Origin of the sequence: Peribacillus sp. FSL K6-5616 (assembly GCF_038008245.1) — a bacterium.
Classification (GTDB): Bacteria; Bacillota; Bacilli; order Bacillales; family DSM-1321; genus Peribacillus; species Peribacillus frigoritolerans.
Genome location: NZ_JBBOYT010000001.1, coordinates 1 through 13,542, shown reverse-complemented (window position 1 = coordinate 13,542; position 13,542 = coordinate 1). Strand labels below are relative to the sequence as shown.

The following is a 13,542-nucleotide window of genomic DNA, read 5'->3' as shown; positions in this document are numbered from 1 at the left end:
ACCTCCGATCAGGAACACTTTCTGCCCATTTTCCGCTTTAATAATAGAAATGCATGCGGCCCCCCGCAAATAAAATTCACTTTAGTGGACTCCATCCCATTCATCAAATGCCATCAACTGCATTTCCTGCCGCCGTTTCCACATTCCCTTTTTCTTCCCACCCCTTACAAACATCCACCCAATCCTTGGCACCTGAATATTCAAATAATTCAGCGAGTGTAAGTTCTATTGCAGAGTTTGAACTGCCGCAAGCCGGAAACAATGACTCGAAGCGCTTCATCGATACATCAAGAAAAACAGCTAAATCGTTTGCCAGGCCAAACGGGCAAACGCCTCCGATTGCATGGCCGGTCTGTGCAAGCACTTCATCAGGTGAAAGCATTCGTGCCTTGAAACCGAACGTCTGACGAAATTTCTTATTATCCACTTTCGCGTCCCCTGCGGCAACGACCAAAATCGCGTGTTCACCCTCCCCTTTAAAGGAAAGGGTCTTGGCAATCCGCGCTGGGATAACACCGATGGTTTCCGCTGCCTCAATCACCGTTGCACTAGATGATTCGAACTCCTTTACGTCGCCTTCCCGATTCCATTGTTTAAAATGGCTTTTGACACTTTCGATCGACATATTAATATTCACTCCTTTTTATGTACATATTGAAATAATATCATCCTTCATTGCAAAAATTCAAAATCCAATTGTGCTGCTTCATCTGATTGGAAACCTATAAATTAAAACCATTCTTTACAAATTGACGAAACAAGCTTACATGGGATACTATTAATCATCGGGTAAACGCCTGCACGTGGTTCGTAACCATCCCACGATAAAAAACTAGGGAGAGAGTAAAATGAATGTTCGTACACTCGTGATAAACGGGTTATTGGCTGCCTTGTATGTGGCGGTCTCATTGGTGTTTAAACCAATAGCTTTTGAGATGTTCCAATTCCGTGTACCGGAAATGTTGAATCATCTGATTGTATTCAATAAAAAATATATCTACGGTATCGTTGGAGGAGTCTTCATATCGAATCTGCTCTTTTCGCCGATGGTGCCATATGATTTGATTTTTGGGGTGGGGCAATCCCTGCTCGCCTTATTGCTTGTCATTTATGTTTCTCGTTTCATAAAAGGCATTAAAGGACGTATGATCGCTACGATTATCTTTTTCACGTTCACAATGTTTTTAATTGCAATTGAACTGAACCTTGCCTTTGGTTTGCCATTCTGGCTAAGCTGGATGACTACAGCTGTCGGTGAGTTCGTTGTCCTTTTGATTGGCGCGCCAATCATTTATGGAATGAACAAAAGAATTCAGTTTGAAAAGTGGCTTTAAAAGGAATCTTCGCGCCGTTAAGCCACTATAATGGAAAAGAGCTGTCTGCATGATGCGGCAGCTCTTTTTTTTCACCATTGAACTCGAAAATGATAAACTATTAGTAAGAATGGTGGTGGCCCTTTGAAAAAAGTCCTGACCATAATCGGTCTACTTGTAATCGCAATTTTTATATACTCTAATGCAGAACTGTTCACTTTGGTTTGGAAAAGTGATTTGGATTCTGTGATTGGCATATTGAAGGAAAATCTTTTGCTTACATTTATTGTGACATTCGTATTGATGTTTGTACAAAATTCTTTTACAATCATCCCCTTAATTTTGCTCCTGACCATCAATGTCACGATATTCGGATTCATATATGGCTATCTATGGAGTTGGTTTACAAGTGTTGTTGCCTCAGGATTCATTTTTTATGCAGCAAGAAACTGGTTTCAGGAGCTTCTTTTAAAGAAGATTGGTGAAAAGTGGCAAGAATCTGTAGTGGAGCATGGCTTCATGTACGTGTTTACAGGCAGGATTTTCCCGCTTATCCCCACAAGCTTAATTAACTTGGCAGCCGGAGTCAGCACCGTCACTTTCAAAGACTTTTTATTGGCGACGGCACTTGGCAACCTTATATACTTTTTCTTCCTATCACTGATTCCCTATGGGCTGCTATCTGTTGAAATGAACCAATATACGCTAGCTGCTCTTGCACTCCTCTTCTTACTATTCTTCATGATCTATAAGCGTGCAAAAAAGAAGAAGAAACTAACCTTCTTCAGAAAAAACAGGTGACCACATTGGCCCCTGTTTTTTTTATTTAGAGATTCTGCATATATTTTTTTCCGATAGTTTGTTAAAATGTGTATGTAATTTTACCTTTGAAATGTCTTAAAATCAGGGAGAATCTCCATGTCCAAACGCTCCATCTTAGCAATATATATCCTATCCGGGATTCTTACATTAGTCGTATTCGACTATTTTTTAACTACAAATATCCATAATAAAGAGGTCTTCATTCAACTCCAAAGGGCGGAAGGCATTGTTTTCCTTTTATCAATAGGCTTAATTCTATATCTTTATTTAGCTAAAAAGGAAGAATTCAAACGATTAAAAGAGGCGGAACAACGTCGGCGCACACTCATCAATTCAATGGTGGATTTCGTTAACTTCAAGGATGGGGATGGCCGATGGCTTGAATCCAATACCTTCGGGCTGCAATTATTTCAATTGGAGCATGTAGATTATAAGGGAAAAAGAGACAGTGAGCTCGCAGAATACACCGAATTTTATAAAGAATCGTTGATCTACTGTGAAATTTCCGATGAAGAAACGTGGGTAAAGGGGGAAATTACTAGGTGCGAGGAAATCATCCCTCTTCCCGATGGCAATCACAAGACCTTTGATACGATTAAAGTTCCCCTGTTCAATGAAGATGGTTCACGTAAAGGCTTAGTCGTCATTGGCAGGGATATATCTGAAAGAGTTGTCGCGGAGAATCAATTATTTGATAGCGAACAACGCTATAAATCATTGTTTGAGCACAACCCTTATCCAATGCTGATGCTTGATTTAAATGGAATGATCACGACCGTGAATCCAAGGTTTGAAACGGTAACAGGCTTTCAACAGGAAGAAATACATGGCGCTTCATTCATTAATTTGAATTTTTCAGCAGAAGACGCGGAATTGATCCGTACATCATGCCAATATGTCATGGAAAACCAAAAGGGGATCAAAAAAGGGAAAGATATAGAATTCCTGACGAAGTACGGGAAGTCCATCTTACTTTCTTGTACGTTTGTCCCGATGATGGTTGGCGAGGATTTAGTCGGAATCATTACTTATGCTAAAGAAGTCACTCAAATTCGAGAAACCGAAGCACGCTTAAGAAGAACCGAAAAATTATCGATAGTCGGCGAACTTGCCGCAAGTGTAGCCCACGAGGTACGAAATCCGCTGACTTCTTTAAAAGGTTTCGTCCAGCTGCTTAAAAAGAGCGACCATCCCTATGAACAATACTACACGATCATGTTGAGTGAATTGGACCGGATCAATCTTATTGTAAGCGAGTTACTCGTTCTGGCAAAACCACAGGAACTTCCATTCAGCAAACATCAAATCATCGACCTGATGAATGATGTCAAAACCTTGTTGAAACCAGAGGCGGACTCGTACCCCACCCAAATATCAATATCTGTCAAAAATGAAATACCGCTTCTATTATGTGAGGGAAACCAATTAAAACAAGTTTTCATAAACATGCTCAAGAATTCCATGGAGGCATCCGCCGACCACATTTGGATTGATTTCGAACGAATGAACAATAACCTTTCCATCACCATCAAAGATAATGGAAGCGGAATAGAAAAAAACCGCATAAAACATCTTGGAGAGCCTTTCTATTCTTCAAAAGAAAAAGGAACCGGATTAGGACTGACAGTCAGTTGCCGAATCATTGAGGCGCATCGGGGAAAGGTCCGGTTTAACAGTGAACTGAACCAAGGAACCGAGGTCCAAATCATTCTGCCCATATAAATATGAATTTCGAGGACAAGCCTGAACCTTGTCCTTTTTTTGCAGGATTCAAAACCATCCTATTTTAACAGGGAGGTGAAGAAATCCTTTATATTCCCAAAGAATGACACCGTCTCAACAGGTTGTTTCCCATTAATCTGGCCTCCTGAATCATTGGATGTTTCGCTCTCCGTCATACCAGCTGTATTCGTTTGCGCTGCCTCAACTTCCCCCTCTTTTGATTTGACATCATCCACGGTTTCTTCCTCATCCATTTTAACATCGATATCCTTTTCGAAAACAAGGACGTAAGTACGACGCTCCCCATCCTTTGAAACAGTAACGGAAATGGCCGTTTTCGCTTTATCCTTGATCTTCACTTTTGCACTGCTCGCACCGTCATATTCAATTGTTGCTCCGCTGGCATTTGTCGTTGCATTCATTTCGACTGAAGAAATATCATTATTGACCTCGATATGATAGGTATGCTCATTAGATTCAAAAGATTTGTTCCATACGCCGGATGATACCCTCAGGCTGTTCAACACTGGTCCATTATTGCCTTCCTCGCCTAAAGAATCTGCGGACGTTACTTTCTCAACAGAATCCGTTTTCACTTTTTGTGTTGAAATACTTTCTTGCTGTGTATTCGTTACTTGACTGACACCACTGCTTGGCTTTTGATTATTGGAGGATTCCGCTGATGTTAAAGATGTTTTACTCCCCTTATCCGAGGATCCTGCTGATGGTAAAGATGATTTATTCCCCTTATCCGAGGAAGGTTGGGCTTTACTCGTTCCTGTTGAGGGCTCCTTTTGAACTTCATCCTCTTTTGGAGCAGCTTTCGATTCCGTTTCCTTTGCTGCGGCTGCAGCCCGTGTAATCGTAAGTGTATATGTTTTTTCATCACCATTTTCTGCTGTAACGGTTATCTTCACCATTGTCTTACCGACTGGAAGGGTAACCTTTACACCTGCACTGGTTGCATCCTTTCCATTTACCTTTACAATTGCCTTACTGTCACTCAATGTCGGAGTTACCGTAACCGACTGGACTTCATTTTCAACTGAAGCATGATAAGCTGTCACTTTAGAATCGAATGTTAATGAGCCTTTTGATAATCCAATCGATGTTAAAAGGTTATCATCACTTTCATGTTTTTCGACCTTTAGAGTATAGGTTACGGTTTCATTTTCCCCATCGCTGATGGTGATAACAAACGTATTCATGCCAGTTTGAAGAGTTAAATCCTTCAATTTACCATCTGTCATTTTGACACCATTCACATATATGGCTGCATTCTCGTTAGGGCTTGCTGCAAGCAAGGTGATCTTTTCCACATCATTCCCCACCGTTGAACTATAGTCGTGTACATCTTCTGTAAATTTTTGATCCAGTGCCATACCCTCAATCTCTAGCTTTGAAAGACTATTTACCGTTTGTGCCTCTTTCAAAATGACAGAAGGGCCTTCCGCAGCTTCTGCCGCTGGCATATAAGTGGATGTTCCCATCCCTACAAGGGAACCAACCAAGATCACCTTCACACTTGTTTCTTTTAATCCCTTCTTCATCAAAACCTATCCCTCCAAATTCCTTAAACTGATAGGCTTAGATTACTAAAGGAACCTTAATTATTTCTTAATGGAGTTTATATCAAAAGGAGGATACCTATTTGGTATAACTTTATGCAAAGTGGAATTCCCACCACTTATTTATGGCTATACTGGAGTGGAAGGCAAAACTAAAACTTATTGTTCTCATTTTCTAGCGAACCTCTTAAACTGCCTTTAGATAACTAAATTATTTTCACTGTTTTTTCACATTTTCCTTTTATAATGGGCTTACATAATCGGATGAAAGGATGATGGCACACCAAGATGAAAAAATATTTATGGCTGGTAGTCAGCCTATTCAGTTTGCTTTTATACCCGGCAATGGCTTCCGGTCATGCTACAGTAATCAGCTCTAATCCTAGCCCGAATGAAGCGATGGATACTCTTCCTGAAAAGATCACCATTCAATTCAGCGAGAATATACAACCAGCTTTTCATTCGCTTGAGGTATTCAGCCAAGATGGAGACAAAATTCAAACTCAAGACAGTACAATCTCTGAACAGAGTGAAAAAATACTGGAAGCTAAGTGGAAGGGCACGATCGATGAAGGGATTTACTATATTAAATGGAGAGTGGTTTCGAGTGATGGCCATCCCATTGAAGGAACAATTCCCTTTCAATTCGGAGATTCGGCCGGCCTATCAGATCAAAATAATTCCGAAGTGAATGAAAGTTTTCCGAATTCCATCAACGTTATGCTGCAAAGTCTACAATACATATGCTTCGCTGCCCTTACCGGAATCCTTTTTTTCAGATTATCGCTAATGAAGGATTCTCGACTTTTTGAAGCCAGCAGAAGAACCCGTCTATACCTTTGGCTTTCATATTCTGGTTTAGCATTTTCCATCTTCTGCAGTCTGCCTTTAAGAGTTACGATCGATGCTGGGGTAGGTTGGACCGATGCATTTAATGTTAGTTATATAAAGGAAGTATTGAATGCTACAAACTTTGGAACGATCTGGATCATGGAAATTCTAATATTGCTGCTTCTATTTTTAGTAATTTATTTCATGCTCGAGAACTCATTGAATAAATCACTACCTATCATTTCATTCATCATAATTGCCAGCTTGATGATTTGTAAGGCTTTCACCGGACATACAGCAGCCGTTCCCAATCAGGCTCTGGCCGTTTTGATGGATTTCCTTCATTTATTGTCCATGGCTTTATGGCTCGGCGGCCTTATGGCCTTATTGGTGATTTTACCTGGGCTTGCAGATCGGCAGGCAGTCCAAGAAGATAAGAAAACCTTTTACTGGTCGATCATTCAAAGGTTTTCCAAATGGGCATTTCTGTTTGTAATCATCCTGATTATTAGCGGAATATATAGCAGTTTACAGCATGTACCAACTATCCATTCAATGTTTAACACAACATATGGCCAATTGTTACTAGCGAAAATCGGTCTCATGTTAATCATGATCGTTTTAGGCGGCTTTCATTTTCTCAGAGGGAAAAAGCAAACGAAAAAACTTGGTTATAGTGTGGGAATGGAGTTTGGTTTAGGAATCGTCATCCTTCTCATTGCAGCTTTATTGACAAATGTCCAAACTGCCATGTCTTCTCCCGGCCCCATTGAAAAAACGGTACGGACTGAAGAAAATAACGAGGTTACATTAATGGTGACGCCAAATGAAGTCGGGGATAACCTGATTCAAGTAAATCTATCCAATGAAGGCAAGCCAATTGCTGAAATAGAGCAGCTTACGATCACGATGCAGCCATTGGATACGCCACGCGGTGAAATAAAGCTGCAAATGAAGGAGAAACAAACAGGGACATTTACATCAAAGTCTATATTAACCATGCCAGGAAAGTGGAATATCCATGTTCATGGATTGACTGAAAGCCTGGATTCAATCAATGCTGATTTTATAATTTTCATAGGGAATTCATAACTAGGAGGGATTTATACAAATGAAAAACATTTCAAAGCTACTTATTTTTACATTTGCTGCATTATTCATTTTTTCCGGTTCAGCATATGCTCACGTTACGGTCAAGCCTAGTTCATCTGCACCTGAGGCGTGGGAAACTTATACAATTAAAGTACCCGTAGAAAAAGAAACTGCCACTACAAAGGTGACTTTAAAAGTACCTGAAGGGGTTACTTTTGAAAGCTATCAGCCTGTACCGGGATGGAAAGTAACGACAGAAGGTGACAAAGATGGGCATGTAAAAACGGTAACTTGGGCCGCAACTGACAAAGGAATAGCTGCTGGACAATTCCAGCAATTCTCTTTCGTAGCACAAAATCCCAAAGAAGAAACGAAAGTTGCCTGGGATGCATTTCAATATTACGAAGATGGTGAAATTGTTGAATGGAGCGGTGAAGAAGGCTCAGACCTACCGCATTCTGTAACGGAAATCTCGGTTGCACCCAAGGCTGATGCAGAACCTGCGGACCATGGTCACGAAGATGAAGCTGACACTAATGATTCCACGACACCTGAAAATTCAAAGGATGCAGCAACAACAGAAGGTGATGGCAACCAAACGCTGATCATTACCCTGGCTGTCATATCATTAATTCTTTCCATTGTAGCGCTTTTTGCAGCTCTAAGGAAAAATAAAAAATAATCATTATGGAAGGTGCCCCAAAAATTGAGGCACCTTTTTTCTCTAATATTCCATGACCACCGATTTACTCGGTAACTTAAGATTTTCTGATTCTATCGTAATCTTAATCGATTTTTCAGCTCTTTGTTCCGTAATCGTTAAGTTAAGCAGTCCATTTCCCTGCGCTTTTTTGCTTATTCCCAGATCTTCCGTACTTTTCACCAGCTGTGCATATAATTCCGCTTCAGTTAAATTGCGCTCAAATTCTTTTTCAGCAATCACTTTCAAGAGCGCTGCCGCACCGCTTACATGAGGCGTAGCCATTGACGTTCCGCTCAACCGGGCATATTTATTTCCTGGATACGTAGAGAGAATATCAACCCCTGGCGCCACCAAGTCAATTTCATCATTCGTATTTGAAAAATCCGCTAAATTTCTGCTTAAATCCACAGCCCCCACTTCCACTACCTCGGGATATGCTCCTGGATAATCCAATTCATCCGTTTCATGACGCCCATCACCGCTATTTCCAGCTGCACAAACAACAAGGATATCGTTCTGAAGGGCCTTTTGAATGAGTTTGTGTTCAGTCTCATCGGGAGGTCCGCCAAGCGAAAGTGAAATAACCGAAACCTTTTCTTCATTTGGTCCCCGCCAATTGATGGCATACTCTAGAGCACCATTAATCCAATCAATGTCGCCTTGTCCTTGACCATTTAGGGCCTTTAACGCTAATATGCTTGCTTTCGGAGCCACTCCCACTACACCAGCATTATTAATGGCAGCAACAACCGTACCGCTAACATGTGTCCCATGTCCGTTATCATCTTGATAATCCCCGGTATTGGTAAAATCCTTCCCGCCAATGATTCTTTCCTTGAGGTCTGGATGTCCCTTGTCAATGCCTGTATCAATGACGGCAACTACCACGCCCTCACCATAACTGCTTTTTTCCCAAATTGCCGGTGCTTTCACAAGCTCGACACCCTCAGGAATCTTCTCTTTCACCGTTTCCATTACTTCAAGAACTTTGTAAGGTATTAATCTTTTTTCTCTTGTCATTTGATTACCCCTTCCTTCGTTCAATAAGTTAAACTGCCATCAGTGCAGGGATTTTCATCCCGTCTGGTTGCCGTCTACCGTTGAAAGAGATGAGATCAAAAAACTCTTCTCTCTTATATATACCAGATTTATGAAAATAAAAAAGAAGTTTTTGGAAAATTCCGTCTAAATGACTACTTTTTATTTCTTTTAGTGTAATTATCTGGTACTCTCTCATTATAGAACAAATGTTCGTTTAATACTACACTTTTTTCTCATTTTTTTCCCAAGCACGCACTTTTCCAATAAAAAAGAAGCGACTCCGAATCGAGTCAGCTTCCAAGATGTTAAGCTGCACCGCAGCATTTTTTGTATTTTTTCCCGCTTCCGCATGGACAAGGCTCATTTCTGCCAATGACCGGTTCTGCATGAACATGCGGCATTTTAGCCGCCTTTGCACTTTCCGTGATAATTTGCGTGCCTTTTTCCTTCATTTGCTGATACCGCTGTTTAAATAACTCCATTACATCTTTACTGTACTTCAGCGTATCTTCCGCGATATCCATCGCCTTTTGCTTCGAAATATTATAATCCTCCAGGACGAATTGATTATCCCCGAAAGAAACCCTCACTCCAAAATGCTGTCCCGCCTGTTTATTGCCTTTAAGCTCCTCAACGAATTCAAGGTATACTTCCTGGCAATCACAAGTCTGATGCATGCAATAATAATCATATATCCAATACGATTTATCTTCGTATTTACTCTTTAAAGCAATGCCATCCTCAACGCCAAACACATCCAAATATTTTATCGCTTTTCCATCGAGTATCTCAAATGGATCAATCGTTCTCATCTATAGACACATCCTAATTCATCAAAATTTATTCTTCCTTTGTATTGTACAACCTAATTCATCAATCGTCACTTGAAACGAAGGCTGACAAAGTCAAATCCCTTTCAGTAAAAGCATAATTAAGGAAGCCTTTTTGAAGGCAATAAAAAAAAGCTGCATCAGTGTCTATAAACTGATGCAGCCCCTAATCCTCAACCGATCCATGTGGTCAATTCATCAATCGGTGTTTTCTTAGCAGATTTCGGCTCCATGTCAGGATAACCCAAGTATATGAAAGCCAATACCTCTCCCTTAGAGGATAAATTGAAAAATTCACGGACCTTGTCATGATAAGTTATTTTCCCCGTTCTCCATACTGCTCCCAAACCTAGAGAATGTGCTGCAAGAAGCATATTTTGGATGGCACTGTTCACAGCCGCATATTCTTCTGCCACGAGGACATTATTCTTATCACTAGGCTCTATGCCCACTGCGATGATGACTGGAGCCCTTAATGGATTCTTTTTTTGCCTTTCGAGCTTGCTGATTAAACTTTCGGGGGTATCATCAGCATTTTCGATTCTTGTTATTTCTTCGAATACCTGCCCAAGTTTATTTCTTCCTTCCCCTGTCAAAACAAAAAAACGCCAAGGCTCCGTCCGATGATGATTGGGTGCATATGTTCCGGCTTCAATGATTTGCTCGATCATTTCTTTAGGAACCGGATCTTGCTTAACGATTCCAATGCTTCTTCTCGTTTTTATAGCCTCGATAGTCTCCATATTATCTCCCCTTATCCCTTTATCTCTAATAGCTTCTGTTTCAGTTCATTTTCCATTGACGCCAATTCCTGTTCAGCTTGACGGCGTTTATGCCTGCCTTCTTCTTGAATCCGCATGGTCTCCTCAAGCGTGGATATCAAGTTGGCTTGAGTTTTCTTTAATGTTTCTATATCGACAAGTCCGCGCTCATTTTCTTTTGCGGTTTCAATGGTATTCGTTTTCAGCATCTCGGAGTTCTTCAATAACAAGTCATTTGTAGTCTTGGAAACCTGTTTTTGTGCTTCTACAGCATGCCTTTGCCTGATTAGGGTCAGTGCAATCGCAACCTGGTTTTTCCAAAGTGGAATGGCTGTCATGATCGAAGATTGGATTTTTTCGACTAGTGCCTGATTCGTGTTTTGGATCAGCCTGATTTGCGGTGCGCTTTGGATCGTGATTTCACGGCTCAACTTCAAATCATGAAGCCTTTTATCCAACCGTTCAGCAAATTGCAGCATATCATTTACTTCTTGAAACTTCATTTGATCATTACTTGATTCAGCGGACTTCCTTAGCTCCGGAATCGTTTTCTCATGGATTTCTTCGAGTTTGATTTCCCCAGCTGCAATATAGACATTCAATGCCTGGAAATATTCCTTATTCGTTTCATATAGCTTTTCGAGAATTACGATATCCGATAACAGGATATTCTTGCTCCGATCGAGTTTTACACTGATTCGGTCGATTTGGGCACCGGTTTTTTGATACTTGGATAGCACCTCCTGTACAGATCCCGAGAGCTTCCCGAACATACGCGCAAAAAATGAGGGCTTATCCGGTTTTAACTCATCCGGGCTGAGTTCGTTTAACTTTTTCATTAAATCATTGATAATGCTGCCCACTTCACCCACATCTTTTTTCTGGACATGCTCAAGCATGGAATTAGAAAAGGTCAGGAGCTTTGATTGGGCGGGTGTACCATAGGATATCATTGCCTGATGATTCGTTGGGTCGATTTGTTCGGCAAGCTGATAAGCCTTTGCCCTGTTCTCTTCAGGAATGACATCAATCAGTTTAACCGGTTTCGCTTCCTGGGAAGATACTTTCTCAAGCTCCTGCACCCCATCAAATGGATTGGCTAAAAGGTCATCGATCAAACTGGCGTTATTCGTTTTATTCAACAGGTTTGGATCATTGTTATTCATTTTAACCTCCTGTTTTCATCAATTACTTGTGACTCTTTTCTAGTTTTAATGGATTGCTTAGCAACATCCAATTCGAAGTTAAGGTTATCGATATCATCGGCAATCACTTTATATAAATCCTTTTCTATCGTATTAGTGAGTTCCTTTAAAGTTTTACGAGTCTCCGTTAAGGAAAGTTCGAGTTCCCTATTCTTTTTTGGCTGCTGTGCTAGAAAAACATATTTCTCCGCAAGCTCCATGGCAGAATCCAGATGCGAGTAATAAAACTGTTCTGCCTGATAAAACCGCTTCGGTTCTTTTTTTGTCAGACTGTATATTTTCCTGATCATTTTAATCATCTCTTTCCTCTGTTTAAAAGAAGAGATATGCCTGACCGAGATTAGTGCTTTTTGCACCCTCCATATCTTCGGTTTTGCTTCGATTAAATTTTTCTTTATATATTGATATTCTTTTCTCGTCAATTCATGTTTTTTGAGGTATCTTGATGAAAAATATACGGAACTCAGCCAGTATGCAAGTCCCCCTCCTGCTAAAGATATGACAACGGACAGGGCAAACGGTTGATTCAATACGAAATAGCTAACCATCCAAACCGGCAAAACCATTGGAAATGCAATCAATATCGGAACAAAATCAGCAAGAAATCGATTCATTATCATTACACTCCTGACTTACACTCTTTTCTTTATATACGGATTATCCTTGGAATTGGTTTCAAGATGAAAAAAAGAATTTCTCCTATCCTAAACGATATAGGAACCGGATGGTTTCTGCAAATTTATTGAAATTTTTTCTGTGAATTGCCTCTTCTTCCCATTCATATGGGCTAACGCCTAGTCACTTCACCGGAACTGACATAAGTTATAGGGTATCCATCCTGATTTTAAAAAGGAGAGTTGACCATGAATTCATACGGATTTTATCCTTATCCACAACAAAATGGAAATCATCAGTACTTTGAACCAAATTTCAACCCATACTTCCAACAGCCTGAACGATTTGATTATATGCCACAGCAAGATTGGAACTTTCAGCAGGTACAAGAAAATCCATATAGCCAGGTGCCAGACCAATTCGATATTGAAAGGCAGCCTCAACAACTTGAAAGAAGAATCCGGGAACTTGAGCGTCAAAACGAGCGTCAAACGAGGGAACTCAATCGGCAGAACCAAGAAATCACGCGGATAAATCGTGAAGTGAACCGCATTAACCAGGAAATCACCAGGCTAAGTCAAGCGGACCAGCGACATACGAATAGGTTAAACAGACTGAATCAAAGACTTCGGGCCGTGGAAAGAAACCTTAACATCCCCTTCACCGCAACAGATGATGGTTTTTAATGAAGGAAAGGCAGGAGCTCATTGCGAGCTCCCGCTTTTTCATTTGAGATTTAATCAAACGATTGATTAATCTTCAAAGGTTCACCAAACCCTTGTCCAGGGTTACAAAGCTTTACGATTTCACTATTGTTTTCGCCGCCTTACATGTGAATCCTGCTACTTGCTTAAAAAAGTAGTTACAATACTGATCTGCAAAATAAAAAATAGGAATCAGCCATATTCCCGCGGAATTCATCAAGTTATTTATAAGAAAATGACTGTTTTCACATACTTTGTTGCTATTTACCAAGTAGTGAGGTGTGGTTGATTTCCCCTCCAGATGCTCGCTTTCCGCGGGGCGGGCGGTGAGCCTC

General features: G+C 40.6%; 14 protein-coding genes and 1 riboswitch. Of the genes, 6 read left to right on the top strand and 8 right to left on the bottom strand.

The features are described from left to right. Nucleotides 1–103 precede the first annotated feature (103 nt). A complete protein-coding gene (locus MHB45_RS00070; RefSeq protein WP_048686199.1) occupies nucleotides 104–625 on the bottom strand; it encodes a YbaK/EbsC family protein in 522 nt (173 codons plus the stop codon). Nucleotides 626–797: 172 nt separating this feature from the next. Continuing rightward, nucleotides 798–842, top strand: a riboswitch (PreQ1 riboswitch). Between the two features lie 6 nt (nucleotides 843–848). Here MHB45_RS00070 and MHB45_RS00065 point away from each other — a divergent pair. From MHB45_RS00065 to MHB45_RS00055, 3 genes are all read left to right on the top strand, one after another. Beyond that, nucleotides 849–1,334, top strand: a complete 486-nt coding sequence (locus tag MHB45_RS00065) for a QueT transporter family protein (protein WP_048686195.1) — start codon at nucleotides 849–851, stop codon at nucleotides 1,332–1,334. 123 nt (nucleotides 1,335–1,457) lie between these two features. After that, a complete protein-coding gene (locus MHB45_RS00060) occupies nucleotides 1,458–2,114 on the top strand; it encodes a TVP38/TMEM64 family protein (RefSeq protein WP_048686193.1) in 657 nt (218 codons plus the stop codon). 117 nt (nucleotides 2,115–2,231) lie between these two features. Beyond that, on the top strand, nucleotides 2,232–3,857 hold the full coding sequence (locus MHB45_RS00055; RefSeq protein WP_048686191.1) for a PAS domain-containing sensor histidine kinase: 1,626 nt from the start codon (nucleotides 2,232–2,234) through the stop codon (nucleotides 3,855–3,857). Nucleotides 3,858–3,916: 59 nt separating this feature from the next. Here MHB45_RS00055 and MHB45_RS00050 read toward each other — a convergent pair whose 3' ends face one another. After that, nucleotides 3,917–5,407: a cadherin-like beta sandwich domain-containing protein gene (locus MHB45_RS00050; RefSeq protein ID WP_340908151.1), complete on the bottom strand. Its 1,491-nt coding sequence runs from the start codon at nucleotides 5,405–5,407 to the stop codon at nucleotides 3,917–3,919. A 306-nt stretch (nucleotides 5,408–5,713) separates the two neighbouring features. Between MHB45_RS00050 and MHB45_RS00045 the strand changes: the two genes are divergently transcribed. Together MHB45_RS00045 and MHB45_RS00040 are read left to right on the top strand one after the other, a co-directional pair. Continuing rightward, nucleotides 5,714–7,348, top strand: a complete 1,635-nt coding sequence (locus MHB45_RS00045) for a copper resistance CopC/CopD family protein (RefSeq protein WP_072272329.1) — start codon at nucleotides 5,714–5,716, stop codon at nucleotides 7,346–7,348. A 19-nt stretch (nucleotides 7,349–7,367) separates the two neighbouring features. Next, nucleotides 7,368–8,030 (top strand): YcnI family copper-binding membrane protein, encoded by a 663-nt coding sequence (locus MHB45_RS00040; protein ID WP_072272328.1) that lies wholly within the window; start codon nucleotides 7,368–7,370, stop codon nucleotides 8,028–8,030. 42 nt (nucleotides 8,031–8,072) lie between these two features. On the opposite strand, the gene MHB45_RS00035 is transcribed toward MHB45_RS00040, so the two are convergent. From MHB45_RS00035 to MHB45_RS00015, 5 genes are all read right to left on the bottom strand, one after another. Beyond that, nucleotides 8,073–9,071 (bottom strand): S8 family peptidase, encoded by a 999-nt coding sequence (locus MHB45_RS00035; RefSeq protein WP_034306043.1) that lies wholly within the window; start codon nucleotides 9,069–9,071, stop codon nucleotides 8,073–8,075. A gap of 326 nt (nucleotides 9,072–9,397) precedes the next feature. Next, entirely contained in the window at nucleotides 9,398–9,904 is a 507-nt protein-coding gene (locus tag MHB45_RS00030; protein WP_034306044.1) for an SEC-C metal-binding domain-containing protein, read from the bottom strand. A 191-nt stretch (nucleotides 9,905–10,095) separates the two neighbouring features. Next, nucleotides 10,096–10,665 (bottom strand): nitroreductase family protein, encoded by a 570-nt coding sequence (locus MHB45_RS00025; RefSeq protein ID WP_072272327.1) that lies wholly within the window; start codon nucleotides 10,663–10,665, stop codon nucleotides 10,096–10,098. An 11-nt stretch (nucleotides 10,666–10,676) separates the two neighbouring features. After that, nucleotides 10,677–11,849: a toxic anion resistance protein gene (locus MHB45_RS00020; RefSeq protein WP_048686182.1), complete on the bottom strand. Its 1,173-nt coding sequence runs from the start codon at nucleotides 11,847–11,849 to the stop codon at nucleotides 10,677–10,679. Next, complete coding sequence (locus MHB45_RS00015; RefSeq protein WP_340907166.1) at nucleotides 11,846–12,502, bottom strand: 5-bromo-4-chloroindolyl phosphate hydrolysis family protein; 657 nt, start codon at nucleotides 12,500–12,502, stop codon at nucleotides 11,846–11,848. Before MHB45_RS00015 ends, MHB45_RS00020 begins: the two co-directional genes overlap by 4 nt. Nucleotides 12,503–12,856: 354 nt before the next feature. Between MHB45_RS00015 and MHB45_RS00010 the strand changes: the two genes are divergently transcribed. Beyond that, nucleotides 12,857–13,189, top strand: a complete 333-nt coding sequence (locus tag MHB45_RS00010; protein ID WP_034306570.1) for a hypothetical protein — start codon at nucleotides 12,857–12,859, stop codon at nucleotides 13,187–13,189. 112 nt (nucleotides 13,190–13,301) lie between these two features. Here the strand turns inward: MHB45_RS00010 and MHB45_RS00005 are convergent. Beyond that, nucleotides 13,302–13,542, bottom strand: a 241-nt coding sequence (locus tag MHB45_RS00005) for a hypothetical protein (protein WP_340907165.1), incomplete at its 5' end; no start/stop codon positions are given.